This is a genomic window from Burkholderia glumae LMG 2196 = ATCC 33617 (assembly GCF_000960995.1).
GTDB lineage: Bacteria > Pseudomonadota > Gammaproteobacteria > Burkholderiales > Burkholderiaceae > Burkholderia > Burkholderia glumae.
Map to the genome: position 1 here is coordinate 1,218,968 of NZ_CP009435.1, position 24,438 is coordinate 1,243,405.

General features: G+C 64.4%; 23 protein-coding genes and 1 tRNA gene. 16 read left to right on the forward strand and 8 right to left on the reverse strand.

Features of this window, described 5'->3' with window-relative positions; translation table 11 throughout:
- The first annotated feature begins 85 nt into the window (after window positions 1-85).
- Together KS03_RS18085 and metF are read left to right on the forward strand one after the other, a co-directional pair.
- Window positions 86-439 (forward strand): phage holin family protein, encoded by a 354-nt coding sequence (locus tag KS03_RS18085; RefSeq protein WP_012734300.1) that lies wholly within the window; start codon window positions 86-88, stop codon window positions 437-439.
- A 19-nt stretch (window positions 440-458) separates the two neighbouring features.
- Window positions 459-1,289 (forward strand): methylenetetrahydrofolate reductase [NAD(P)H], encoded by an 831-nt coding sequence (metF, locus tag KS03_RS18090; RefSeq protein WP_012734301.1) that lies wholly within the window; start codon window positions 459-461, stop codon window positions 1,287-1,289.
- Window positions 1,290-1,436: 147 nt separating this feature from the next.
- Here metF and KS03_RS18095 read toward each other — a convergent pair whose 3' ends face one another.
- Window positions 1,437-2,891, reverse strand: coding sequence for an amidase (locus KS03_RS18095; RefSeq protein ID WP_012734302.1), 1,455 nt, complete (start codon window positions 2,889-2,891; stop codon window positions 1,437-1,439).
- A 109-nt stretch (window positions 2,892-3,000) separates the two neighbouring features.
- A complete protein-coding gene (locus KS03_RS18100; RefSeq protein WP_012734303.1) occupies window positions 3,001-3,696 on the reverse strand; it encodes a dienelactone hydrolase family protein in 696 nt (231 codons plus the stop codon).
- A gap of 669 nt (window positions 3,697-4,365) precedes the next feature.
- Here KS03_RS18100 and KS03_RS18105 point away from each other — a divergent pair.
- Window positions 4,366-5,508, forward strand: a complete 1,143-nt coding sequence (locus KS03_RS18105; protein WP_012734304.1) for a branched-chain amino acid ABC transporter substrate-binding protein — start codon at window positions 4,366-4,368, stop codon at window positions 5,506-5,508.
- Window positions 5,509-5,667: 159 nt separating this feature from the next.
- Here the strand turns inward: KS03_RS18105 and KS03_RS18110 are convergent, their stop codons facing one another.
- On the reverse strand, window positions 5,668-6,873 hold the full coding sequence (locus KS03_RS18110) for an MFS transporter (protein WP_012734305.1): 1,206 nt from the start codon (window positions 6,871-6,873) through the stop codon (window positions 5,668-5,670).
- Between the two features lie 194 nt (window positions 6,874-7,067).
- On the opposite strand from KS03_RS18110, the gene KS03_RS18115 reads away from it, so the two are divergent.
- The 3 genes from KS03_RS18115 to KS03_RS18125 all read left to right on the forward strand — a co-directional run bounded on the left by KS03_RS18115 (window position 7,068) and on the right by KS03_RS18125 (window position 9,855).
- Window positions 7,068-7,742: a HugZ family pyridoxamine 5'-phosphate oxidase gene (locus tag KS03_RS18115; protein ID WP_012734306.1), complete on the forward strand. Its 675-nt coding sequence runs from the start codon at window positions 7,068-7,070 to the stop codon at window positions 7,740-7,742.
- A gap of 391 nt (window positions 7,743-8,133) precedes the next feature.
- A complete protein-coding gene (locus tag KS03_RS18120; protein ID WP_012734307.1) occupies window positions 8,134-8,427 on the forward strand; it encodes an H-NS histone family protein in 294 nt (97 codons plus the stop codon).
- 267 nt (window positions 8,428-8,694) lie between these two features.
- Window positions 8,695-9,855 (forward strand): cation diffusion facilitator family transporter, encoded by a 1,161-nt coding sequence (locus KS03_RS18125; RefSeq protein WP_017423938.1) that lies wholly within the window; start codon window positions 8,695-8,697, stop codon window positions 9,853-9,855.
- Window positions 9,856-9,909: 54 nt separating this feature from the next.
- Here KS03_RS18125 and KS03_RS18130 read toward each other — a convergent pair whose 3' ends face one another.
- The 3 genes from KS03_RS18130 to KS03_RS18140 all read right to left on the reverse strand — a co-directional run bounded on the left by KS03_RS18130 (window position 9,910) and on the right by KS03_RS18140 (window position 11,779).
- The gene (locus KS03_RS18130; protein ID WP_025101386.1) at window positions 9,910-10,368 is read right to left on the reverse strand and encodes an Lrp/AsnC family transcriptional regulator; all 459 of its coding nucleotides are present in this window, start codon (window positions 10,366-10,368) and stop codon (window positions 9,910-9,912) included.
- Window positions 10,369-10,520: 152 nt separating this feature from the next.
- Window positions 10,521-11,135: a 3'-5' exonuclease family protein gene (locus tag KS03_RS18135; RefSeq protein WP_012734310.1), complete on the reverse strand. Its 615-nt coding sequence runs from the start codon at window positions 11,133-11,135 to the stop codon at window positions 10,521-10,523.
- Window positions 11,132-11,779 (reverse strand): MBL fold metallo-hydrolase, encoded by a 648-nt coding sequence (locus KS03_RS18140; RefSeq protein ID WP_012734311.1) that lies wholly within the window; start codon window positions 11,777-11,779, stop codon window positions 11,132-11,134. Before KS03_RS18140 ends, KS03_RS18135 begins: the two co-directional genes overlap by 4 nt.
- Before the next feature lie 653 nt (window positions 11,780-12,432).
- Here KS03_RS18140 and KS03_RS18145 point away from each other — a divergent pair.
- Entirely contained in the window at window positions 12,433-13,062 is a 630-nt protein-coding gene (locus KS03_RS18145) for a septal ring lytic transglycosylase RlpA family protein (RefSeq protein WP_012734312.1), read from the forward strand.
- 164 nt (window positions 13,063-13,226) lie between these two features.
- On the opposite strand, the gene rsmI is transcribed toward KS03_RS18145, so the two are convergent.
- Complete coding sequence (gene rsmI / locus KS03_RS18150) at window positions 13,227-14,129, reverse strand: 16S rRNA (cytidine(1402)-2'-O)-methyltransferase (RefSeq protein WP_012734313.1); 903 nt, start codon at window positions 14,127-14,129, stop codon at window positions 13,227-13,229.
- Window positions 14,130-14,370: 241 nt separating this feature from the next.
- Between rsmI and KS03_RS18155 the strand changes: the two genes are divergently transcribed.
- From KS03_RS18155 to KS03_RS18175, 5 genes are all read left to right on the forward strand, one after another.
- On the forward strand, window positions 14,371-14,778 hold the full coding sequence (locus tag KS03_RS18155; RefSeq protein ID WP_035983597.1) for a YraN family protein: 408 nt from the start codon (window positions 14,371-14,373) through the stop codon (window positions 14,776-14,778).
- Between the two features lie 162 nt (window positions 14,779-14,940).
- On the forward strand, window positions 14,941-15,525 hold the full coding sequence (locus KS03_RS18160) for an SIS domain-containing protein (protein WP_012734315.1): 585 nt from the start codon (window positions 14,941-14,943) through the stop codon (window positions 15,523-15,525).
- An 18-nt stretch (window positions 15,526-15,543) separates the two neighbouring features.
- Window positions 15,544-16,356: a BON domain-containing protein gene (locus KS03_RS18165; protein WP_012734316.1), complete on the forward strand. Its 813-nt coding sequence runs from the start codon at window positions 15,544-15,546 to the stop codon at window positions 16,354-16,356.
- On the forward strand, window positions 16,353-16,718 hold the full coding sequence (locus KS03_RS18170; protein WP_012734317.1) for a c-type cytochrome: 366 nt from the start codon (window positions 16,353-16,355) through the stop codon (window positions 16,716-16,718). The genes KS03_RS18165 and KS03_RS18170 overlap by 4 nt, the downstream gene beginning before the upstream one ends.
- Window positions 16,719-16,825: 107 nt before the next feature.
- Window positions 16,826-16,901, forward strand: a tRNA-Ala gene (locus KS03_RS18175).
- Between the two features lie 311 nt (window positions 16,902-17,212).
- Here KS03_RS18175 and KS03_RS31520 read toward each other — a convergent pair.
- On the reverse strand, window positions 17,213-17,944 hold the full coding sequence (locus KS03_RS31520) for a hypothetical protein (RefSeq protein WP_127913976.1): 732 nt from the start codon (window positions 17,942-17,944) through the stop codon (window positions 17,213-17,215).
- Window positions 17,945-18,817: 873 nt separating this feature from the next.
- Between KS03_RS31520 and KS03_RS18180 the strand changes: the two genes are divergently transcribed.
- The 4 genes from KS03_RS18180 (at window position 18,818) to KS03_RS18195 (ending at window position 24,241) form a co-directional block, all read left to right on the forward strand.
- Window positions 18,818-20,767 (forward strand): Z1 domain-containing protein, encoded by a 1,950-nt coding sequence (locus KS03_RS18180; protein ID WP_017432252.1) that lies wholly within the window; start codon window positions 18,818-18,820, stop codon window positions 20,765-20,767.
- Between the two features lie 13 nt (window positions 20,768-20,780).
- The gene (locus KS03_RS30170) at window positions 20,781-22,664 is read left to right on the forward strand and encodes an ATP-dependent nuclease (protein ID WP_017432251.1); all 1,884 of its coding nucleotides are present in this window, start codon (window positions 20,781-20,783) and stop codon (window positions 22,662-22,664) included.
- 61 nt (window positions 22,665-22,725) lie between these two features.
- The gene (locus KS03_RS30175; protein ID WP_045678871.1) at window positions 22,726-23,781 is read left to right on the forward strand and encodes a DNA cytosine methyltransferase; all 1,056 of its coding nucleotides are present in this window, start codon (window positions 22,726-22,728) and stop codon (window positions 23,779-23,781) included.
- A 46-nt stretch (window positions 23,782-23,827) separates the two neighbouring features.
- A complete protein-coding gene (locus KS03_RS18195) occupies window positions 23,828-24,241 on the forward strand; it encodes a very short patch repair endonuclease (protein WP_045678872.1) in 414 nt (137 codons plus the stop codon).
- The last annotated feature ends 197 nt before the right edge of the window (window positions 24,242-24,438 follow it).

A 24,438-nucleotide genomic window follows, 5' to 3' on the forward strand; every position in this document is an offset into this window, starting at 1 on the left:
GCGACACGCTTCGCGCCGGCCGCCCCGCGCGGCCCGCACCGGGCCGCTCGTGCGGCCCGGACCGTTTTCTTGCACAGGAGCCATCATGAGCCTCATCCTGACCTGGATCATCAATGCCCTCGCGCTGCTCATCATCACCTACCTGGTGCCGTCGATCCACATCCGCAGCTTCGGGACGGCGCTGATCGTCGCGGTCGTGCTCGGGCTGATCAACGCGGTGATCCGGCCGGTGCTGATCCTGCTGACGCTGCCCGTGACGATCCTCACGCTTGGCCTGTTCATCCTCGTCGTCAACGCGCTCTGCTTCTGGCTGGCGTCGTCGCTGCTGAAGGGCTTCGAGGTGTCCGGCTTCTGGTCGGCGTTCTTCGGCTCGATCCTGTACAGCATCGTGTCGTGGCTCCTGTCCGCCCTGATCTTCGGCCAGCGCAGCATCGGCTGAGCGCGGGCCCATCCGAATCATGAAACCGATCGAACTCTCCCTGGAATTCTTTCCGCCGAAGACGGCGGAGGGCGTCGACAAGCTGCGCGCCACGCGCGCGCAGCTCCTGCCGCTGAAGCCGAAGTTCGTCTCCGTGACGTTCGGCGCCGGCGGCTCGACGCAGCAAGGCACGCTCGACACGGTGCTCGACATGCAGAAGGACGGCCTGCTGGCCGCGCCGCACCTGTCGTGCATCGGCGCCTCGAAGGACAACCTGCGCGCGGTGCTCGACCAGTACCGTTCGCACGGCATCCGCCACATCGTCGCGCTGCGCGGCGATCTGCCGTCGGGCATGGGCGAGGTGGGCGAGCTGCGCTACGCGTCGGAACTCGTCAGCTTCATCCGCGCCGAGCACGGCGACTGGTTCCGGCTCGAAGTGGCCGCGTACCCGGAATACCATCCGCAGTCGCGTTCGCCGAAGCTCGACCTGCTGCACTTCGCCGAGAAGGTGAAGGCCGGCGCGAATTCGGCGATCACGCAGTACTTCTTCAACGCGGACGCCTACTTCCGCTTCGTCGACGACGCGCGCAAGCTCGGCGTGGACGTGCCGATCGTGCCGGGCATCATGCCGATCACCAACTTCACGCAGCTGATGCGCTTCTCCGAGATGTGCGGCGCCGAAGTGCCGCGCTGGGTCGCGCGCCGGCTCGAGAGCTTCGGCGACGACAAGGAGTCGATCCGCGCGTTCGGCGCCGACGTGGTCACCGCGATGTGCGAGCGGCTGATCCGGGAAGGCGCGCCGGGGCTGCACTTCTACACGCTGAACGCGGCGACGGCGACCAAGGTGGTCTGCGAGCGGCTCGGTTTCTGAGCGGCGCGCGGCCGGCTGCGGCGAAGGGCGGACCTGCGGGTCCGCCTTTTTCATGCACGGCCGTTGCCGCCGCAACGGCCGCGCCCACCCCAGGCACGGGGCCCGGCGCGGCCCGCGCTCGTCGGCGCGAGCCGCGGCGCCGGTGCTTTAGCGCGCCGCCGGCACCAGCGGCGGACGCCGCGCGAACCACGGCCGCGCGAGTTCGAGCTGGCGCGCGAATCGCAGCAGCCGCGCGTCGTCGCCGCGGCGCGCGGCGAACTGCACGCCGACCGGCAGGCCGCGTGCGTTCCAGTGCAGCGGCACCGACATCGCCGGCTGGCCGGTGAGGTTGAACAGCTCGGTGCAGCCGGCCCAGGCGAACGCGCGCTTGGCCGTGTTCGCGAGCATCATGCGCAGCAGCGGCCGCGCCGGCAGGGCGGCGAGCAGGCGCATTTGCGCGCGCTCGAACGGCGTGGAGCGCAGCTCGCCGATCCGCACGGGCGGTGCCGCCAGCGTCGCGCACAGCACCAGGTCGTAGCGTGCGGTGGCGCTCTCCACCTGCGCGATCAGCTGTTTTTGCCAGTCGCGCGCGAGCGGCAGACGCTCGCGCGCGAGATGCCGCCCGACCTGCGCCATCGCGCGGCTCGCCGGCTCGAACTCGTCGCCGCGCGGCCGGCGCCCCGTGAGCGCCTGCGCGTCGTGGACCAGCGGCTCGACGATGGCGGCCCAGCAGGTGAGGAAGGTCTCGGCCGCGCGCGCCTGGTCGATCGGCAGCCTCATCGGCTCCACCACGTGGCCGAGCGATTCGGCTAGCCTAGCCGCGTCGTCGAGCGCCGCCAGCACGTCGGGCGACAGCGCCGCCGCGAACAGCGGATCGGTGACGAGGCCGATGCGCAGCGCCCCCACCGGTTCGTCGAGCCGCGCGAGCGTGGCCTCGGAGGTGCCGGCGCGCCCCGTGGTGAGGTCGAACAGCAGCGCGCTGTCGCGCACGCTGCGCGAGATCGCATGGTTGACGATCAGGTCGCCCGGCACGGGCTGCGCCGCCAGTTGCGGATCGTAGCCGGGCTTGAAGCCGAACAGGCCGCAGCACGAGGCGGGGATGCGGATCGAGCCGCCGCCGTCGGACGCATGCGCGAGCGGCACGATGCCGGCCGCCACGGCCGCCGCCGCGCCGCCGCTCGAGCCGCCCGGCGTGTGATCGAGATTCCAGGGGTTGCGGCACGGCCCGAACAGCTCGGGCTCGGTCACCGGCATCTGGCCGAATTCGGCGGTGCTGGTCTTGCCGAACACATTGGCGCCGGCCGCCTTCGCACGCGCGATGAACGGCGCGTCGGCGTCGGGCACGAAGTAGCGGTAGTGGCGGCTGCCGAGCGACATCCTCAGCCCGGCTGCCGCCGCGAGATCCTTGACGAGATAGGGCACGCCGCCGAGCGGGCCGGCCGGCGGCGCGGCGGCCCGCTCGCGGGCCGCGTCGTAGTCGGTCAGCACGATCGCGTTGATCGACGGATTCAGTGCGTTGGCGCGCGCGATCGCGGCGTCGAGCACCTCGCGCGCGCTGGCCCGCCGGGTGGCGATCAGCGCGGCGAGGTCAGTGGCATCGTAGTTCGGGTAATCGTCCTGCACCGCGGCCCCCGTTGTTCGAGTCGGAATCGGGCCACGCGCGGCGCCGGCGTCGCGCCGGCGGCCGGCCAGCGCGTGCGGACGCCGGCCCGCGCGGGCCGGTGCGACGAGCTTACAGCTGCTCGGCGAGGAAGGTCAGCGTGCGGCCGTGCGCGAGCGCCGCCGCGCGCTGGTTGTAGGAGGCGCGCACGTTGCAGTTGAAGCCGTGGCCGGCATCCGGATACCAGTGCACCTGCGCGTGCGCGCGGCCGCCGAACGCGGCCCTGACCTGCTCGACCGCCTCGGCCGGGATGTGGTCGTCGAGGCCGGCGTAGTGGAACTGGATCGGCTGCGTGACGTGGTTCGCGACGTCGAGATGGTTCTGGATGCCGCCGCCATAGTAGGCGACCGCCACGTCGAGCGCGCCGGCCGCCGCGGCCAGGTAGGCGAGCCGGCCGCCGAAGCAGTAGCCGATCCCGGCCACACGCTTGCCTTCCACCTCGGGGCGCGCGCGCAGCGCGGCGACCGCGTGGCCGATGTCGGCCGCGGCCTGGTGCGGATCGGTCTTCTGCAGCAGCTCCAGGCCCTTGTTGAAGTCGGCGCCTTCGTAACCGAGCTCCACGCGCGGCTGGGTGCGCCAGAAGATGTCCGGGGCGAGCGCGACGTAGCCGTCGGCCGCATATTGCTCGGCGACCGAACGGATGTGGCCGTTCACGCCGAAGATTTCCTGAATGATCACCACGGCCGGTCCCTTGCCGCCCTTGGGCAGGGCAAGGTAGCCACCGAACGTTTCATTGCCGACCGGGATGTCGATCCATTGCGAAGTCATAGCGGGTCTCCAGACGAAGCGCGCGCCGCAGGGAAGGGCACGCGCGAGGGGAACAGGGCGGCGTCAGTGTGCCATCGTTCGTGCCGCGCTGCAGCGCGCCGGCGGAGCGTCGGGTCCGGCGCCGGCGCGCTGGCACGGCAGTCCGCCTATCGGTGCGGCAATCCCTCTATAGACGGTCGGACCCAATTCCAAGCGCATTTCAGCCCGATTCGATCCGTATTCAAACACGGCGTCGGTAGCGCGCATTCAAGCGCATTTTCGATATCGCGGGGCGTGATTCAGGCGGCGCGGACCACGGAATTGTTTTCGACCGAAGCCATTGATCCGCAACGTGCTCCGGATAGCGGCACGATTGCTGAAACAACCCTTTGGCATCCCGATCGAATCAGCGGAAACCCTTAACCATCAAGGATTCTCGCGTGCCGCTCGGGACTGTCGCTTGGCCGCGACATCGGTACTGTTCCCACTTTCTCAAAAAAGCCCCACAAATTAATTTGATCGCCTACACTTGCGCGCAAGTACGGCGAGGTGTCCGCTAAAAGCGGCAGCGTCGCCTGCTTGCAGCCACGTGCATGACAGATGCGGCCGGCGAAACTCCAGGGTGATTGACACCGGGGATGGAGCGGGGCACCGGCGATGGCATTTTTTGGATCGAAACGGGAGACTTCCATGAATATCAAGATGCAAAAGCTGTTGCCGATCAGCGCGGCGGCGATGGTGTTTGCGGCGTTGGCGACGAACGCATCGGCCGACCAGGTGGTGAAGATCGGTCACGTTGCGCCGTTGACGGGCGGCATTGCCCACCTCGGCAAGGACAACGAGAACGGTGCTCGCCTCGCGGTCGAGGAAATCAACGCGAAGGGCCTGACGATCGGCGGCCAGAAGATCACGCTCCAGCTCGATGCACAGGACGACGCGGCCGACCCGCGTACCGCCACCCAGGTTGCGCAGAAGCTCGTCGACGACAAGGTCGTGGCGGTGGTCGGCCACCTGAATTCGGGCACCACGATCCCGGCCTCGAAGATCTACAGCGATGCCGGCATCGTGCAGATCTCGCCGTCCGCGACCAACCCGGCCTATACGCAACAGGGCTTCAAGACCACCTACCGCGTGGTCGCGACCGATGCGCAGCAAGGTCCGGCACTGGCCAACTACGCGCAGTCGAAGGGCTACAAGAGCGTGGCGGTGGTCGACGATTCGACCGCTTACGGCCAGGGCCTCGCGAACGAGTTCGAGAAGAAGGCCAAGGCGCTCGGCCTGAAGGTGCTCTCGCATGACGCGACCAACGACAAGGCCGTCGACTTCCGCGCGATTCTGACCAAGATCAAGGGCGAAAACCCGGACGCGATCATGTACGGCGGCATGGATGCCACCGGCGGCCCGTTCGCCAAGCAGGCCAAGCAGCTCGGCCTGCGCGCGAAGATCCTGGCCGGCGACGGCGTCTGTACCGAGCAACTCTCGGACCTGGCCGGCGACGCCTCGTCGAACGTGGTCTGCTCGCAAGCCGGCGCGGCGCTCGAGAAGATGCCGGGCGGCGCGGCGTTCGAAGCCAAGTACCAGAAGCGCTTCGGCCAGCCGATCCAGATCTACTCGCCGTTCACGTATGACGCGGTGTACATCATCGTCGACGCGATGAAGCGCGCGAATTCGACCGATCCGGCGAAGATCCTCGCGGCGATGCCGGCGACCGACTACAAGGGCGTGATCGGTGAAACCGTGTTCGACTCGAAGGGCGACCTGAAGCACGGCGTGATCTCGCTGTACGACTACAAGGGCGGCAAGAAGACGTTCCTCGATCAAGTGAAGATGTAAATCTGCATCGGCAGAGGGGGTAAGGGGCGCCCGTCGGAAGACGGGCGCCCTTTCTTTTTGCCGGACGCCGAGGCGCGGGCGCCTATGCCGGCGTGAGCGGCCATGCCCGCTGCCGGCGTCGCGCAGGCCCGCTGCCGGAGCCCGCGGCGCGCCAGCCTGTCAGACGTTCAGCCGGCGCATGACCCGCGGCGCGAACGCGGCGACGATCGCCGCGCACAGCGCGACGATCGCCAGCCCGACCGGCAGCCCGGCGGCCTGCGCGACGCCGCCGATCACGACCGGGCCGAACATCAGCCCGAAATAGGCGAGGCCGGCCACGTGCGCGAGCCCTTCGGCGGGCGAGATCCCGGCCACGCGCGCGGCCGCGGCGAACAGCAGCGGCATCATGTTGGACAGGCCCAGGCCCATCATCGTGAAGCCGATCAGCGCCGGCGCCGGATACGGCAGCAGCAGCGCGCCGATCATCCCGATGCAGGCGAACGTCGCGCTCGCGAACACCAGCTGCGGCGCGCCGAAGCGCGCGCGCACGACGTCGCCCGCGAAGCGGCCGCCCGCCATGCCGCCCGAGAACGCGGCATAGGCGGCGCTCGCGAACGCCGGCGTGGCGGCCACCACGTCGCGCATGTAGACGGTGGCCCAGTCGTACATCGCGCCCTCGGCGATCAGCGAGACGAGGGCGATCGCGCCGAGCGCCCAGAGCGCGGCCGAGCGCCAGCGGTTGAGCGACGAGTCGTGCTCCGCCGCCTGATGCGGCACGTGCGGCAGCACCGCCGGGCAGGCCGCCGCGATGATCGCCGCGCACACCAGCGAGGCGAGCGCCAGGTGCATGGGCGGCGCCATGCCCGCCGACAGCAGCGCGCCGCCGAGCGCCGCGCCGCTCAGCCCGCCGATGCTGAACATGCCGTGCAGCATCGAGATGATCGGCTTGCCGAACGCGATCTCCACCGCGCTCGCCTCGGCGTTCATGGCGACGTCGAGCGTGGCCATCGTGAAGCCGAACAGCATCAGCACGACGATCAGCAGCGGATAGCTCGGCGCGAGCAGGATCAGCGCGCCGCACACCGACATGCCGATGCCGCCGGCCAGGCAGGCGGTGCGCGTGCCCACCCGCGCGATCCATTTCGCGTTGGTGGTCATCGCGATGATCGAGCCGATCGCCACGGCGAGCAGCGCGAGCGACAGCAGCGCGGGACTCAGCGCGAAGCGGTCGCGCACGGTCGGCACGTGCACGCCCCACGAGGCGTACATCATGCCGGCGACGAAGAACAGCGCCATGGTGGCTGCGCGGGCGCGGTGGCGTGCCGCCGGGGACAGGGCGCGGTGGGCGGCGGGCTGCGGGGGAAGGCGGGAGGACGGATCGGACACGGTGAGCTCGGCGAGGCGCGTCGCCGGCGTTCGGAATCACGCCGGTCGCGCGCCAGGAGGGTTATCGTTGGCGGTCGCGCGCCTCATGCGGACGATGCGCGACAATGTGCAGCAGCAACCGATTCTAACGGAGCGTCGCGCCGCTCGCCCGCGGGCCGGCGCGCGATCGCGGCGACGCCGCGCAGGAGAATGCCTTGAAGCTGTCCGTCTCGCTACCGATCCACCTGCTGCATCGCGGGCAGACCGGCACGCTTGCGACCCATGCGCGCGAGCCGGCCGGCTTCCCGTATCCGACCATCGTGCCCTACGCCACCGATGCGCGGCATCGGCCGGTGGTGCTGGTCAGCGCGCTGGCCGAGCACACCCGCAATCTGGCCGCCGACCCGCGCGCCGGCTTTCTGGTGGCCGACCCGGAACCGGCCGTCGTGCCCGCCGCGAGCGCGGTGCTCGAGGCCGAACGTGTCACGCTCGTCGGCCGTTTCGTGCGAAGCGACGACGATCCGCATCTCGCCGCGCGTTATCAGCGATATCACCGCGATGCGGCGCGCTATCTCGGGCTCGGTGATTTCGCGTTCTGGGTGCTCGAATGCGAGCGGCTGCGCTTCATCGGCGGCTTCGGTCGAATGGGCTGGCTCGACGGCGCCGAACTGGACGCACTGCCGCCGCTCTCGTTCGACCAGGAGCAGGCATTATGGGCGCGGTACCCGGCTGATGAGCGCGCGCGGGAATTGATCGGCGTCGACCGGCATGGCGCCGATTGGCGGATTGACGGACGGCTGCGACGTACCGCTTTTGCCAATCCGGCGACCGATTTCCACGCACTCATCGACGCCGTCGAGATCGCGGCGACCACTATTGATTCGCCGTGATCGACAATGCCGAAGCCGCAGAATATCGGCGTATCAGGTAAATGCACAATTTTGGTGCGTTGATTTCCCACCGCTTCTCGACAAAACCTTTCTCGGCATGAGAGCTTCCGACTGCATCGTTGTCGACGGTTGCGCAGTCTGAAAGCATGAATATATGAACGAACTCTGCCTAATCGATTGTCTCAATCATTTAAGTGGCAATTGAATTGATCATCGGCCCTCCGACTCGTTCGAGATTAATTACAATCAAGCACATTTATTTGTGATGCTGGTGATTCCATCGTTTGTTTTTTGTGCTAATCTCTGCCTCCATAATCATCCGAGGCATCGTTACTTGAAAATGGGTGAGCCGGCACAGACCGGTCCTGTTTAGTCAGAGAAAAGGGAATATATGTCTTCTTACAAGGACCTTCTCGCGCAGCGAGAAAAGCTGGAGAAGCAAATCGAGGAAGCCAAGGCGAAGGAATACGCCGATGTGCTCAACGACGTCAAACAGAAGATTTCGGATTACGGCTTTTCGCTGGCCGAACTCGGTCTGAGCCGCGCCAAGACAGCCAAGGCTGGCCGGGCGCGGGCCGGTGTCGCTGCGAAGTATCGCGATCCGGAATCGGGCGCGACCTGGTCGGGTCGCGGGAAGCCGCCGCGTTGGATCGCCGGCAAGAATCGCGATCAATTCGCGATCTGATTTCCGGCGGCGGGGATAACCCGTCCCGCGGAAAGAAAGGTCACGCATCTCGTCGGCGAGATGCGTGGCCTTTTTGCTTTCTGCGGTGGCGGCGAAACACGGGCGCCGCGATCGGGCGGCGCGGCGTGATCCGATCCGAGCGGCCCGGCCCCGCGGCCGAGCCGGTTTGAGAAGCAATTGATTTGCCGCGCGTTTCGTCGAATCGTGCGGCGGGTGTGACGGCGCGCTTGATAGAATCGCCGAATTGCGGCCCCCAACAAGTCCCTCATGTCCACATTCTCCGCCGACAATCTCGACGCCGAAAAGCATGCGGTGGCCCGCAAGACCACCTGGGTCAGTATTGCAGTCAATGTCGCGCTTACCATATTACAAATTGCTGTCGGTTTGATTGCTCATTCCCAGGCATTGATTGCGGATGGCGTACATTCCTTATCCGACCTGATATCGGATTTCGTGGTGCTGCTGGCCAATCGGCATAGTGGCGCGAAGCCGGATGCCGATCATAATTACGGACACAGTCGTTATGAAACGGTCGCCTCCTTATTGCTGGGCGCGATCCTGATCGTGGTCGGCGTCGGCATGCTATGGCGTGCGGGCGACCGGCTCGTGCAGCAGGCGGCGATTCCGGCCGTTCATGCGAGCGCGCTGGCCGTCGCCGGGCTGGTGGTGCTGTCCAAGGAGGGGCTGTTCCGCTACATGCTGGCCGAGGCGCGGCGCGTGCGGTCGGCCATGCTGGTGGCGAACGCATGGCATGCGCGCTCGGACGCGGCCTCGTCGCTGGTGGTCGCGATCGGTGTGGTCGGCAGCCTGGCCGGCGTGCGGCTGCTCGATCCGATCGCCGCCGCGATCGTCGGCTTCATGGTGGCGCGCATGGGTTGGAGCTTTGGCTGGGAGGCGCTGCAGGACCTGTCCGATCGCGCGCTCGACGCGAAGGCCGCCGCCGGCATCCGCGCGCTGCTGAGCGAGACGCCGGGTGTGCGCGGCATCCATGAATTGCGCACGCGCAAGATGGGTGACGCGGCGCTCGTCGATGCGCACATTCTCGTCGATCCGATGATTTCGGCCTCCGAAGGGCATTTCATCGCGGAGACGGCGAGGGCGCGCCTGCTCGGCGATACGCACGTGCTCGACGCGCTGATCCACGTCGATACCGAGAACGACCTGATCTGGCTGAAGCCGGCGCTCGCCTTGCCGCCGCGCAGCGAGATCGCGCCGAGGATCGAGGCGATGCTGGGCGAAGCGGGCCTGCGTGCCACGGCCATGCAGCTTCATTACTTGAGCAGCGGGCTCGAGATCGACCTGACGCTCGCCGCGGGTACGCCGCCCCTCACCGATGCCGACGCCGCCGCGCTGCGCGAGCGGCTCGGTGTGAGACGGATCGGTATCGCGTGCGCGATGGCTTCGGCGGGCGAGCGCGGCGCGTCCTAGCGGCGCGCCGCGGCGCTCCGGCCAAGCGGGCGGGGCGGTGCGAGGCCTGCCGCCTCAGAGCGGCAACTGGGTATCGAACTTGATTTCGCGCAGCACGACGCTCGTGCGGACCTGCGAGACGGCCGGGATCTTGAAGATGCGCTCATGCAGGAACACGTCGTAGGCCTTGATGTCGGGCGCGACGATCTTGAGGATGTAGTCCGCCTCGCCGGTGGTGCTGTAGCACTCGGTCACTTCGGGGCAGGTCGCGATCTCGCGCTCGAACTGCTCGACGCCGCCTTCGTTGTGGCGCGTCAGGTGCACGTGGGCGAGCGCGCAGACATGCAGGCCGAGCTTTTCGCGGTCGAGCAGTGCCGTATAGCGCTGGATCACGCCCGATTGCTCCATGTCCTTGATGCGTCGCCAGCACGGCGTGCTCGACAGGCCGACCTGGTCGGAAATCTCCTGGACCGAGCGGCGTGCGTCGAGTTGCAACAGGCGAAGAATTTTTTGCGAGAAAGAATCGAGTATCACCTGCGTCTCCGAAGGCGGCTGCCATGCCGCCATGTTAGAGGCGCGGGAAAAGTCATGCAATCGATGCCCGGTATTCGAGCGGGATTCGCTACGCGGTGCCGGCGCGACGGAAATATTTATGTTGCTCGCGCGCGGCCTTGCCGAGCGCCGCCTCAGCCCGGGCCGTCCTCGCCGTCCGGGCCGGCCGGGGCTGAGGCGGCGAACGCGGCCTGCCGCACGCGCAGCTCGGCGAGCATGTTGCAAAACAGCGCACCCTGCTCGATCGCGTCATCGAGCGCGACGTGCGTGTGCGGATGGTCGTCGAACCAGTGCTTCGGCAAGCGCGGCTTGATCGCCTTGCGGTAGGGCAGGCCGGTCAACGCGAACGCGAGCGTCTTGATGTCGAGCGCCGACCACGAGAACGGGCAGCGCCCCGCGAAGCGCATCATGTACCAGAACATGAAGGTGAAGTCGAAGCCGGCCGGCATCGCCACGAACACCGGCTTACCCGGCAGCGCCTCGACCCACTCGACGTAGGCGACGAGCGCCGCGTCGGGCGCCTGCAGGTCGCGGCGGCACGCGGCCCAGGCCTCGGGCTGCGTCTTCCACCAGGCTTCCTGCACCGGATGGGGCGCCGCGTTGGGCAGTGTTTCGAGGTTGGCCGAGAATGTCGCGATCAACTGCTTGTCCTCGGTATAGGCAGCCGAGGCGAAGCTCAGCATCGAATGCGGGCCGGGGATCGGCCCGTCGGCCTCGACGTCGGTGCTGACATAGATCTCGCCGTTCATCCGAACCTCCGGTCCGCCACGAACGGGTTGGTCGCGCGCTCGTTGCCGAACGTCGACACCGGGCCGTGGCCCGGCACGAACCTGACGTCGTCGCCGAGCGGCCAGAGCTTCTCGCGGATCGAGCGCACCAGGTCCTCATGGTTGCCGCGCGGGAAATCGGTGCGGCCGATCGAACCGGCGAACAGCACGTCGCCGACGATCGCGAGCCGGTGCGCGCGGCTGAAGAACACCACATGGCCCGGCGTGTGGCCCGGGCAGTGATAGACCTCGAGCGTTTCGTCGCCCACCGTCACCGCGTCGCCGTCGGTGAGCCAGCGATCGGGTTCGAAGACCTCGGCCTTGGCGCCGAAACCGAAGCGCTCGCTCTGCGAGGGCAACTGCTCGATCCAGAACCGCTCGTCCTCGTGCGGCCCCTCGATCGGCACGCCATAGTGTGCGGCCAGCGCCTTCGCTCCCGCGCAGTGATCGAGGTGGCCATGCGTGACGAGCACCTTCTCGACCTGCACGCCCTGTTGCTCGACCTGCTCGCGAATCCGTTCGAGATCGCCGCCGGGATCGACGACGGCGGCCCGTCCCGTCTGCTCGCAGACGATCAGCGAGCAGTTCTGCTGGAACGGCGTGACGGGAATCAGCGTGACTTTCATGGGCGGACCGGCGGCGGCAAAACCTCGATTGTACCGGCTCGCCGGCGCGGGCGAGCCGGCCGGCACCGGGCCGGCTCGCGGGTCCGGCCCGCGATGGCGGGCGCGTCAGCGGATGTGCCCGGAATGGCGTCATAGCGAGAATCAATCAAGGGGACAGCGTGTTTCGCGGGCTGGCAACTTCGTTTATGTATAATGCGGCCCATTGTGCGTGGCTGCGCCACGCGTTCCATAGGCGTTCAAGCTCCCGTCCGCGGGTGCCCGGACGCCGTCATTGCACTAGCCGCCGGCTTACCGGCGGCGCATCCAGTGCCGATTCAATCGGTACTCACGTCTTGTCCGGCCAGGCGCAACGCGCACCTGCCGCGGCCCTGCTGCCGCAACGCCGGATGAGGCCTATGCCGCCGTTCCTGCTCGTTGGCCGTAGGCGACGCGCACGAACCTGGTCTTCGGTTCGAAGGCGGCATTTGGGGTCTGGTCAGGCTGCCGGGGACAGGTTGCGCCAGACGTGAAAACTAAACAGGACGGTCGCGGCGAGTACGACAGCCGCACCAGTGCAAGCCGCTTGCCCGCGACGGGCGAGCGCGTGCGCGCATATCCGTCCGGGCCGTCTTGACCATGTTGTGCGACGGCCCGCACCCATAGGCGACACGTCGATGAAATTTCGATTACCGAGGCAACTCGGTTCAGTAATGATGGTGGCGGCGCTCACCGGGTGTGCCATGCCGCCGAATCCGGCCTCCGAACAGGCGGCCAACAACGACAACCCGGCGAAGCACGCACTTCGGACCACGGCGGCAGCCCGGTCGGACGACGCGGCCGGCAAGCAGGACGATTTCGACGCGGCGCTGGCGACGATGCCGGCCGCCGGCACCGACGACGCGTCGCACGCGTCGCTGTCGAACGCGAAGCCGATCGACGCGGCCGACATATCCGACTTTCGGCAGACCGGCCGCGCCTCGTGGTACGGCCGCGCATTCCATGGCCGGCGCACCGCCAACGGCGACCGCTTCGACATGAACGAGCTGACCGCCGCGCACCGCACGCTGCCGCTGTCCTCGTACGTGAAGGTCATCAATCAGGCCAACGGCAAATCCGTCGTGGTGAAGATCAACGATCGCGGGCCGTTCAAGCGTGGCCGCGTGCTCGATCTGTCCTATGCGGCCGCGAAGGTGATCGGCCTCGTGCGCTCGGGCACCGCGCGCGTGAAGATCGTCGGCCTCTCGCCCGAGCAGGCGCGAATCGCGCGCGACGAAACGGTCGCGTCGGCCTCGCCGACACACTGAGTCTTGGGCGCGCAGCGGGCCTTCGGGAGCGGCTCGTGTCGCGCCCGGCCCGCCGCGGCGCAACCCGGACGCCTGCCCTTGCTGCGGCTCGATGGCGCCCATGCGGTCGTGTTCGCCATCGGCGCACGGCGGCGTGACCGCCGCCGCGGGGCGGCAGCGGCGCTTCACGCGTCGCGTGCGCCTCGTCCTTCTTGTTCCTTCAGTTCGAGCGCGCGCGCGTAGAGCGTGCTGCGCGAGGCGCCCGTCAGCGCGGCGGCCAGTTTCGCCGCGCCTTTCACCGGCAGCTCCGAGAGCAGCAGCGTCAGCAGCGCGTCGTGTGCGTGGGGATCGTGCTCCCCGCTCGGCGCGCTTGCGCCTTCCACCACCACCGCGAACTCGCCGCGCTGGCGATTCGGGTCGCCGGCCAGCCACCCCGGCCCTTCGGCCAGGGTGCCTGCGAACACGTCCTCGTGTAGCTTGGTCAACTCGCGGGCGATCAGCACGCGCCGCTGCGTGCCGAACGCGTCGGCGAGCGCGTCGATCGTCTCGGCGATCCGGTGCGGCGCTTCGTAGAACACCAGCGCGTAGGGATGCGCCTTCAACGTGGCAAGTGCCGCCGCGCGCTGTTTTGCCTTCGGCGGCAGAAAGCCGGCAAACGTGAACGGGCCGGCCCAGTCGCCGGCGATGCTGAGCGCCGTCGCGGCCGCATTCGCGCCGGGCAGCGGCACGACTGGCAGGCCGGCTGCGCGTACCGCGTCCACCAGCTTGGCGCCCGGGTCCGAGATGCCGGGCGTGCCGGCGTCGGACACATAGGCGATCCGCTCGCCCGCCCGCAGTTGTTCGACGAGGCGGCCGGCCGCCTCGCGCTCGTTGTGTTCGTGGACCGCGACGAGCGGCTTCGAGATGCCGTAGCGCGCGAGCAGCTGCCCGGTGTTGCGCGTGTCCTCGGCGGCGATGCGATCGACGAGCGCGAGCACGTGCAGCGCGCGCAGCGTGATGTCGGCCGCGTTGCCGATCGGCGTCGCGACCACGTAGAGCGTGCCGGCGGGGTAGTGCTGCGTGTGCGCGAGTTCGGGGAGGGAAGTCATGGCGGGAAACGCGCGAAAACGCGTGACGGGCGGAACAAGGCTGGCATTGTGCCACGCGAGCCGCGAGGCGCCGCTGATGGTGCCGACCACGGCGGCCGGGCGGCGCGGGGACCACGCCGATGGCGATGCAGACGAGCGCCGCAGTCGCGCGCGCGGACACGCGCGCGCCGGTCGCGATGGCGCCGTGGGCGATGCCGGCGGCGCGGCATGCGAGGCTGCCGGCGCGACCTGCCATTCGCCGGTGCGCCCGCGCAATGCCGCGCGCCTGGGCGAGGCCGACAACTTTTCCGGCCGTTCCGGGTCGAAGCGCATCGGGGAGCGTTTCGAGTGGCAGGCGCGGCGTTTCCTCGAGGGCGAGCGCCTCGCGTTCGTCGCGGCGAATGTCGTGGTGCGCGGCGGCGAGCTCGATCTCGTGATGCGCGAGCGCGACGGCACCCTGGTGTTCGTCGAGGTGCGCGCGCGCCGGCATGACCGCCACGGCGGCGCACTCGCGAGCGTGGGGCTGCACAAGCGGCGGCGCATCGTGCAGGCGGCGCGCGTGATCTGGGCGCGGCTGGGCGGCGCGTGTCCGTGCCGCTTCGACGTGGTCGGGTTCGAGGGCGGGCGGCTCGTCTGGCTGCGCGACGCGTTTCGTGCCGACGACGTCTAGCCGCATCGGCCGGCCTCGCAGGGCGGGCTAGCGGATGCAATTCGCGCGCGGTTGTTGTGTCGAGTTGTAAAGGACGCGGCGGTGGCGTGCGCGGAGTGCGGTAAACTCGCCGCACCCACGCTCTCGCGCGGCTTCGCTCCGCGTTTCATTCGATAGGTATCGATGTCAGTCGAACGTATTCAGCAACATATTCGCGACAACGCAACGCTCGTCCAGGAAGTGCTCGATGCGCTGTCGCTGCCGATCGCGGCCGCCGTCGACGCGATGTTCGCCGCGCTCGCGAACGGCAACAAAATCCTCGCCTGCGGCGACGGACCGTCGGCCGCGCCGGCCGAGCGGCTCGCGAACGCGCTGACCGGCGGCTTCGAGCGTGAACGGCCGAGCCTGCCGGGCCTCGCGCTCGCCACCGACGCGAGCCGTGCCGGCCCGTTCACGGGCGGCGAGGCGGCCGATCACATTTTCGCGCAACAGGTGCGCGCGCTCGGCCAGACCGGCGATGTGCTGGTCGTGATCGATCCGTCCGGCGATTCGCCGCGTGCGCTGGCCGCGGCCGCCGAGGCGCGCGAGCGCGAGATCACGGTGATCGCGCTGACCGGCAGCGGCGGCGAGCTGGTGAGCGCGCTGTCCGACACCGACATTCATATCGGCGTGCCGTCCGAGCGGGCGCTGCGCATCCAGGAAATCCACCTGCTGACCATCCACTGCCTGTGCGACGGCATCGACGCGATGCTGCTGGGCGAAGACTGATTCGAAGGAGAGCTGTCGATGAATACGAGCCGCGTCGGACCCGCGCTTGTGAGAACCATGCTGGCGATCGCGCTGTCGGCGGGCCTTGCCGCCACGCTGCAGGGCTGCGTGCTGGCCGTTGCCGGCGCGGCCGCGGGAGGCGGTGCCCTGATTGCGACAGATCGTCGTACATTGGGCGCGCAGACCGAGGATCGCGAAATCCAGGTGAAGGCGGCCTCGCAGATCAAGAGCGGCCTGCCCGACGAGGCGCATGTGAACGTGACCGTCTTCAACCGCCGCGTGCTGCTGACGGGCGAGGTGCCGAACGAAGCGTCGAAGCAGCGCGCCGAGGAGATCGTCCGCGCGATCAACAACGTCAACGCGATCGTCAACGAGCTCGCGATCGCACCGGCCAGCTCGCTGTCGGACCGCACCAACGATTCGTATCTCGAAGGCCGCGTGAAGGCCGCGCTGATCGCCGAGAAGGGCATTTCGGCGAACAACTTCAAGGTGGTCTGCGAGCGCGGCAGCATCTATCTGCTCGGGCTCGTGACGGTCGACGAGGGCAACATCGGCGCCGACGTGGCGAGCCGCGTGCCGGGCGTCGTGCAGGTCGTGAAGGTGTTCCAGTACATCAAGCCGATGGATGCGCCGGGCCTTGCTGCCTCGAGCGCGCCGGCCAGCGCTGCCGGTGGCGCCGGCGCCGCGCAACCGGCGCCGGCCGTGGATGTGGGGCCGACCGTCGGCGCCGTGCCCGATTCGAGCGTGACCTCGGCGCCGCTGCAGGCGCCGGCGCCGGTGTCGAGTTCGCCGAACGTCCATCCGGGCAACGCACGGGCGGGTGGCCAATGAGCGCGCGCATCGAGCGCAAGGGTGGCGGGCGCCTTGCCGTGCTTGCCGCGACGGCGGCCATCGGCGCCGCGCTGCTTGCCGCGCCCGCTGCGCGGGCGGCCGACGACGGCCTGCGCGTGGCGCGCGGCAACGCCTGCATGGGCTGTCATGCCGTCGATCGCAAGCTGGTCGGGCCGTCGTTCAAGGAGGTGGCCGCGCGCTACAAGAACGACCCGGCCGCCGCGGGCAAGCTCGCGAAGAAGATTCGCGACGGCGGCTCGGGCGTGTGGGGCGTGATCCCGATGCCGGCCCATCCCGGCATGAGCGATGCCGACATCAAGTCGGTGGTCAAATGGGTGCTGGCGGGCGCGCCGTCGAACTGAGCCGGCACCGTCGCGAAACCTTGATGCGACCGCTGCCGGGATCGCAAAAACTTTTCCACGGTGGCTTGCCATCCCGGACGCAGGTTGTGTATGATCGCCAAGATGTTGGGGGGGTAGCTCAGCTGGGAGAGCGTCGCGTTCGCAATGCGAAGGTCGGGAGTTCGATCCTCCTCCTCTCCACCAACGAAATTCCTTTAAAACCGGCCTTCTGAGACAGGAAGCATAATTTTGCACTGGGTGCAAAGTTATGCTTCCGTTGACAAAGTGCAGCCTTATGCTTCGCAGACAAAGCCGGCCTCGAGCCGGCTTTTTGTTTGCTCATGGCCCGTCCCAAATTAGTGCGATTCTTCTCCAAGAGATAGGGGAAGCAGAGCGAGTCAAGGCAGCGTAGTTTGACTACAGCGTGGCTTTCGGGTGGGCCGTAGCAGAACGGGTTGGTGCGTTTACCTACCTCTTTCAGTGACGGCGTTGTTGCTGCTATCACTCGGAAAATTTCACGGTAGCTCCATGTCTGCGGGGCGTCGGTTTGGGTTTACGACAAGGACCAAGCCAGGCAGCGGCAACGTCAAGGACTCGGGCTGTACGGTACGCTTGATTTCGGTTACGCCCTCTACAAGATTGTCGAACATCTCGCGAACCGTTGCTGACGGATGCAACGTTCGCTCGCGCTCAAAGTGCCCCCAGTTGCTCCAAGCTGCGCATAAGTCGGCGTTCGCGTGTCCGGAGAAATGCGCGCCGTAGCGTCCGAGGACGAATAGCGACGAGTCAGTCAACTCATCGCGAGGAATGCCTAGGCGTTGTGCGAGTACTGGCAACCCTTCCTCGGCTAACCACTCGGAGACTGCTGCAATCCACTTGTTGCATTCGCTTACCAGGTTGCTGGCATTGTTTCGACGGGTCTTCTCGTCGCCTGCAGAAGGCTGTTGCCACTTCAACTGAAAAAGGGCAGCCGTGCGCGATGCTGAATCGTAGGCGACGAAGTCGATGTCGGTGACGACCTTACCTCTTCGCCTTATCTTGACACCGTCTACGCAGCGCCAGCGCGGAGCTGGAAACAACAGACGGAGTTCGGTAAGGTGCGGTATCAGTTCGCGACAGAATGCATAGTCGAGCGCACGCACAGTCTCGAATGTGAGAGCTTCCGACGGAACTTCATAGCCGCGCATACGCTCTTGCTGGTTCGCGATAGCTTGCGAGAGCAGTGATTCAGAAATTAGTTGGGTCAAGGTTGTCGCCTAAAGTTGTGGTTTCTCTAAGGCGAAGTCATGCTGTCCCGACAACGTGTCCAAGTTTGCGAGTTTATGGCGTCGCTGACGTGTCTTGAGATGACCTCTCGATGGCTACCAACAAATCATGAGCGGCTTGCTATGCCCATATGCTGCGCCTCTGTTGCGCTTGGCTAGGCGCTGGGGCTACGATCTGAACCAATATCATCGCTGTTTCGAAAACCGCTCTGCGACTATATGATAGCGTGACGAAAAGAACTGACGGACGGCGAGCAACAGCAACGTTGACGCAAGAAGCGGTGGCAACTATAGAGACCTAAATGTATGCGAGCGTCGTTCGCAAGTAAGTCAGGCGATGCGATCGCCTGCCCCCTTGGCAGGACTGATTGGCGTGGCACCGGTGCAGAACTCTTCACATGTTTGACAAAGGTGTCTAATGCCAATCCAGAAGCAGGAGTTCTATGAAGGTGCGGCTATTCATCGACTTATTCGCGGATCGAACGGTGCGAGCGTTACCTATACCCCACCGTTGTTCGTATTGAACGAGCGATTGCAGATCCACTTAAAATACTCGACGGCGAAACGTAGTCCGTGGAGCTTTACGTTTGTGCCCGACGAGCAGTCTCTTCTCCAAGCACGAGCAGAGGTAATGCCGCTCGTGATAGGTTTGATTTGCGGGGCGGACGGCGTTGCTGCGCTACCGTATAGTGACTTTATTTGCGTTGCGTCGACACGGAATGCAGCACTGCATGTATCTTGCCGACGTAAGCACCGAGAGCATTTCGAGATCAGCGGCCCCAATGGCACTTTGCCGGGAAAGATCGCACCAGCTGACTGGGCCAACCTTTTAAGTACACGGGGAAACAAGGCACGATGAGACATATCGACGAGATCCTCAATCTGCTTCGTCAGCAGGTGAGTAACGATAACGAAGTCGACGACATCGCACGCACGGCGAGCGAAGTTGTCGGTAAGTGGGTCAACCCGTTGAGCGGAGGCAAGGAGCAGACGAACGGGCTCATCTATGGTCTTGTGCAAAGTGGCAAAACTGGCGTCCTGACCGTGACTGGTGCGATGGGTGCGGATGAGGGATATCGGACACTCATTGTTCTCACGTCCGACATTGACCCCCTGTATGAGCAAACGCGGGGGCGAATTCAAGAAGCGTTTCCGGGCATGGACATCCTAGGGAAAGCGGATCTTCGTGATAAAGACGCCTTTTTACAGCGCATCAAGCGCGGTACCTGTGCCATTGTGGTAACGAAGAACGGCAGCATCCTCAACACTTTGATTGAGAACTTCAAGGGGGCAGGTGTTCGGGGACTTCCATGCCTGATTATTGATGACGAGGCTGATCAGGCGAGCTTGAATACCAAGGCTCGCAAGAACGACGGTTCGCGCAGCAAGATAAATGGTCAGATTGAAGAACTGCGTGGGTTCTTCGATAAAAATACTTATTTGCAGGTAACCGCCACTCCTGGAGCACTATTCCTCCAAGAAGGCAAGCATGCCTTTCGGCCGAAGTTTACGGTGCTAAGTCACCCTGGCGGTGACTACGTCGGGGGGGACGACTTTTTCGACAAACGCAGCGCCGACCTCGTTCGTGAGTTTCCCTTAGCGGACCTCGTGACTTTGTCCGCTGGATCCCAACCCACACCGGGCAGTCAGATGCCCGCCTCGTTGTTGTCTGCGCTGGATACTTTCATGATCGGTGCGACATTCAAGCGAGAAGCGAGTCCCGATCAAAAATGTGCGTTTCTGTGCCACGTGAGTACACGGACAAGCGACCATAAGCACATCGTCGACCTGCTGCGCATGTATAAGGCTGACTTGGCATCTGGCCTGAAGGCGAAGAACGCCAAACTCATTGCTCGGCTCCGGAAGGCCTTCGACGATCTCGCAGGTACACACAAACAGTTGGCGAAGGCAAACTTCGATCGTTTGCTCGAGAAAATCGAGTTTCTTTCCCCGGGCATCACGGTCAAACTCGTGAACGGGGAGACCGACGAAGACGTGGCTTTGCATGCGCCCTACAACCTCTTCGTCGGTGGGAACAAACTCGGACGCGGCGTAACCATCAAGAACTTGCTTGTGAGTTACTACGGGCGCCATCCACGTACGCCGCAGGCCGATACGGTGCTTCAGCATGCGCGCATGTACGGATATCGACGTCAAGATATAGGATTGCTACGACTCTGGCTCCCGCCCGAGCTGCACGTGGTTTTTCGCGCTATCAACGAGATGGAGCGGAGTCTACGGAAACTTATTGCCGAAAATTCTGGCGAAGAGTTTCGCGGTATCTACCTGGAGAATGGTCTCCAGGCGACGCGACGTAACGTCTTGGTTCCTGGCGCTATCGGTGTCTATACCGGCGGAGGCACTTACAACCCGGCTCAAGTGTTAAGGGACGATGTAGGCTCTAAGCACACGCCGAAGCTGGATAAGCTGCTTTCCGGCATTGCAGATAAGTGTCATGAATCGTTCTCAATCGCAGATGTCAAGGAACTCATCAAGCTGACCGTTCCAGATCCGGAAAGCTCGGAGCGGGTATGGAATCCCCTCGCCGTTGCGGAGTCGCTGGAGCAATGTGCGGAAATTTTGAAGCACGGCATGGCTTACGTTTATGTTGATCGGGGGCGTGATCTGCGTGAGAGCCGGCGAGAGACGCAGGGTGTATTGACCGGAGGTGAAGCTCTGTCCGTGCCGAACGATCGCATAACTGTGTTTATGATCCGAACGAAAGCTTACGGCAAGCATCAGTCTGTCTGGTGGCCCCAGATCCGATTCCCATCAGGTCGATACGCATTGGCCTTCGCCATCTAACAGTGCTTTGACAATGCTGAAACTTAACGACGAAATCTTGCGCGTTGAAGAAAATCGCAACAAATATGAGATGGTTTTCCCCGGCTACATCTCGCACATTCGCTTCCCGCGCTACAAGAACATTGCAGACGGTACACGCATTGACTTCACATTCCCCGTTACGGCGTTGGTCGGATCAAACGGTTCTGGCAAAACGTCAGTTTTGAATGCGCTGTACGGCGCTCCTGCACGTAAGTCGACCGGGCAGTATTGGTTCAGCACGAAAGTTGACCCAATTGAGGAGGGGGATGGTAGCCCAAGCCGGTTCATTTACGGGCACTACAATTCTGCACTGAAGGGTATCGTCGAGACGCGTAAGGCGCGTGTGCGAAAGGTCCGCGGCGACAAGCTCGATCCGAACTACTGGGAGCCGACAAAGGAAAGTCCGGGCGACGACATGGCGGAGCCAACTCTTAAGCCGGGTAAAACGTACACGGGGCGAAGCAAGGATCGGTGGAACCCCGTAACTCGCGACGTGCTTTATATAAATTTTCGCAAGGAATTGAGCGCGTTCGACAAGTATTTCTACTTTGGCAAGGACCCGGCTAATCGGATGTCGGTAGCAAGGCGACCCGCGACACTGGCGGCAGTTAAGGGGGCGGCTGGAGTTGCAAAGAAGCCCTTTTCACGTCGCATCACGAGCAAGATGGATCAGGTTCGATACGATGCTGAATGGCTAGCACGCGTGATTGAAGCGAATGATACATCTGTAGAGTATCGTAACCGGAAGGTCGCGACGGAGAATCGGCTACTCGCTCAGGCTGAGCTGGAAATGGTGAGTTTTGTTCTGGGTAGAGAATATGAGGAGGCACGCTGGATTCGACATCGCCTCTTCAAGGGTGACGGCGGACTCAGCATCGTTTTTAAGACAAAGCACGGGCGGTATTCGGAAGCGTTCGCAGGCAGCGGTGAGGTTGCCGTAACGAGCTGTGTTGTACAGATTCTGAAAGCTGCAAGGGGAACCTTGGTCTTGCTTGACGAGCCGGAGGTGTCCCTACATCCAGGGGCGCAAGAGCGGTTGCTTGCGTTCCTCGTAAAGATGGCGCGTGTCCGGCAGCTGCAGGTCGTGTTTTCAACTCACTCGCCTCATATGACCGCGGGGCTACCGGACGATGCGATCAAGACGTTTCATCAGCTGGAAGACGGGCGTTTTGCGGCGATTGCGTCGACGCACCCGTATGCCGCTTTTCGTCGCCTTGGCGCAATGAGCGGTGGGCGGATCCGAGTTTTAGTCGAGGATCGATTGGCGAAGATGGTAGTGGAGCAGGCACTCCTGACTATAGCGGATGCCGCGACGCGAGAGGTCTTTGCGGTCGAGTTCCCAAGTGGTGGGGCCGATGCTATTTTGAAGTATCACGTGCCTGTACTCATGGCGGCGCCCGGGCATACTTTAGTGCTCCTGGACGGCGACAAGCGGCTCGTCCCTGAGTTCGTTGATCCGGACACAATTGGTGTGGCGCAAAATGACACGCTCGCTGCGAAGATCAAGGAGCAGACGGGCGTGGATCCAGAGCTGACAGTGGATGGCGGGGCCGGTGGCGGGAATTTGGCGCAACGTGTACAAATTCAGCGAAAATACTTGGCGTGGCTGCGAAGGAACGTTGCCTTCATCCCAACCTTATGCCCTGAGGAATTGATACTCCGAGCCGTGGGACAGGCCGATCCTGCAGCACAAAAGTCACAGGATCACAAGGACCGGTTGAGGGAACTGGCTGTTGGCCTGTATGGGCCGAACGTTTCAAACGAGCGCACTGACTCGCACGGCGAGACACTCATTGCGGGCGCTAGAGGTGGCTCGGCAGAGTTGGCGCAGTTGGTCGATCAACTGACCAGCTACTTAGCATCTGTGCACCCGTAGTACCTAACGTCAATCCGGAGCTCCGATACGGAAGACTACACGGACTCTCAAGTTTAAGCTGATGATTCGCAAAGAGAACACCAACGCAAAGCCGCTGCACGCCATAGATCTGTTTAGTGGGTGCGGAGGCCTGAGTTTAGGCCTCAAGAAGGCAGGGTTCGTCGTGGCCGCGGCCGTTGAAATCGACCGCAAGGCCCAGGAAACCTATCGGCTAAACCACCCGAAGGTTCGTCTTTACGCACAAGATATTCGCGGATTAGACCCGGCAGAGGTGCTGCGTGGAGCGGGGCTGAAGCCTGGCGAGCTCGACCTTCTTGCCGGGTGCCCGCCGTGTCAGGGGTTTTCGCGGCTGCGGACCAAGAACCAACGAACGTCGGTCAAGGACGAGCGTAATGATCTTGTTGCTGATTTCTTGCGCTTCGTTGAGATCATGCAGCCAAAGACAATAATGCTTGAAAACGTGCCGGCCTTGGCCAAGGACGCTCGATTTCTCAAAATGCGCTGTGAACTCGAGACATTGGGTTACGAGACAGTGGTGCATGTGCTGGACGCGGCGGACTACGCGGTGCCGCAGAGACGTAAGCGTCTCATAATGCTGGCCTCAAATATCCACACACCTGTGCTGGCGGATAAGGCGAGCAAGCGAGTAACCGTCCGTGAAGCTCTTGGTGGTCTCGATAGCCCGAAGAACGCAAAGGATGATCTGCATGCGTTGGGAGAAAACCGATCGAAAGAAGTGCGTGAACTCATCGCGCTAATACCTAAAAATGGCGGTAGTCGCGTTGACCTGCCTGAAAAATATCAGCTCGAGTGCCACAAGCGCAGCAACGGATTCCGGGACGTCTACGGACGTATGGCTTGGGATCAGGTTGCGCCAACAATAACGAGCGGCTGTCACAATCCGTCGAAGGGTCGCTTTTTGCATCCGAGCCAAAATAGGACGATCACCCTGAGGGAAGCGGCGATCCTCCAGGGGTTTCCACGGAAGTACAAGTTCAATGTAGCTCACGGCAAGGAGTCGATTGCACTGATGATCGGTAACGCCTTGCCGCCTCCCTTCATCACGGCACACGCTAACGCTCTAAGAAAGGGGCTGGAAGAGGCTCGCGAAGGCTAAGCGGTCGGACGGTGCAATTGAATTCACGGACCCTTCACCGCGATCAATGACTGACAGCGTATCCAGAGCGCAGCGCAGCCGTAACATGGCAGCGGTTCGTTCGTCGAATACAAAACCAGAGAAAGTAGTGCGTTCCATCCTGCACAGGTTGGGACTACGATTCCGGTTGCACCAAAAGACGCTCCCCGGAACGCCTGACATCGTGCTTAGGCGTCACGCCACGGTCGTACTTGTACATGGCTGCTTCTGGCATGGACATGATTGTCCGCGAGGGAAGTTACCGGAGACGCGTCGTGAGTTTTGGATCCCAAAGCTACAGCGCAACCGCGAGCGTGATCTTGATAACGAGAGGCGCTTGCTAGAGCAGGGGTGGCGCGTGCTGATTGTTTGGGAGTGCGAGCTCCGCAAGCCTGACCAATTGAGAGGACGGCTCGCCGAGGCATTCAGCGTCCCGGAGTGATTGGCCATCGGAGTTCGCAGAACCCGAGTTCCAACGCTACATGACTATCGACCGGCTCAATCTGTACGTCGGCTTGGCCGGATTTCGGTGAAATTCGCAGTAAATTTGGAATGCCCTCGTTCGTATACATCTGCGGTGCGTTCGTAGCTACTCGCGCTTCCGTTCCTCGTTGCTTGGAAACCCCCTTCACACCGCCG

Bases quoted from the DNA above. Each gene is read 5' to 3' on its own strand.
- KS03_RS30170 (WP_017432251.1), top strand. From the start codon at position 20,781: ATGCTGAAACTTAACGACGAAATCTTGCGCGTTGAAGAAAATCGCAAC.
- rsmI (WP_012734313.1), bottom strand. From the start codon at position 14,129: ATGACTTCCCTCCCCGAACTCGCGCACACGCAGCACTACCCCGCCGGC.
- KS03_RS18085 (WP_012734300.1), top strand. From the start codon at position 86: ATGAGCCTCATCCTGACCTGGATCATCAATGCCCTCGCGCTGCTCATC.
- KS03_RS18105 (WP_012734304.1), top strand. From the start codon at position 4,366: ATGAATATCAAGATGCAAAAGCTGTTGCCGATCAGCGCGGCGGCGATG.
- KS03_RS18170 (WP_012734317.1), top strand. From the start codon at position 16,353: ATGAGCGCGCGCATCGAGCGCAAGGGTGGCGGGCGCCTTGCCGTGCTT.
- KS03_RS18160 (WP_012734315.1), top strand. From the start codon at position 14,941: ATGTCAGTCGAACGTATTCAGCAACATATTCGCGACAACGCAACGCTC.
- metF (WP_012734301.1), top strand. From the start codon at position 459: ATGAAACCGATCGAACTCTCCCTGGAATTCTTTCCGCCGAAGACGGCG.
- KS03_RS30175 (WP_045678871.1), top strand. From the start codon at position 22,726: ATGATTCGCAAAGAGAACACCAACGCAAAGCCGCTGCACGCCATAGAT.
- KS03_RS18100 (WP_012734303.1), bottom strand. From the start codon at position 3,696: ATGACTTCGCAATGGATCGACATCCCGGTCGGCAATGAAACGTTCGGT.
- KS03_RS18180 (WP_017432252.1), top strand. From the start codon at position 18,818: ATGAGACATATCGACGAGATCCTCAATCTGCTTCGTCAGCAGGTGAGT.
- KS03_RS18165 (WP_012734316.1), top strand. From the start codon at position 15,544: ATGAATACGAGCCGCGTCGGACCCGCGCTTGTGAGAACCATGCTGGCG.
- KS03_RS18140 (WP_012734311.1), bottom strand. From the start codon at position 11,779: ATGAAAGTCACGCTGATTCCCGTCACGCCGTTCCAGCAGAACTGCTCG.
- KS03_RS18135 (WP_012734310.1), bottom strand. From the start codon at position 11,135: ATGAACGGCGAGATCTATGTCAGCACCGACGTCGAGGCCGACGGGCCG.
- KS03_RS18195 (WP_045678872.1), top strand. From the start codon at position 23,828: ATGACTGACAGCGTATCCAGAGCGCAGCGCAGCCGTAACATGGCAGCG.
- KS03_RS18120 (WP_012734307.1), top strand. From the start codon at position 8,134: ATGTCTTCTTACAAGGACCTTCTCGCGCAGCGAGAAAAGCTGGAGAAG.
- KS03_RS18145 (WP_012734312.1), top strand. From the start codon at position 12,433: ATGAAATTTCGATTACCGAGGCAACTCGGTTCAGTAATGATGGTGGCG.
- KS03_RS18125 (WP_017423938.1), top strand. From the start codon at position 8,695: ATGTCCACATTCTCCGCCGACAATCTCGACGCCGAAAAGCATGCGGTG.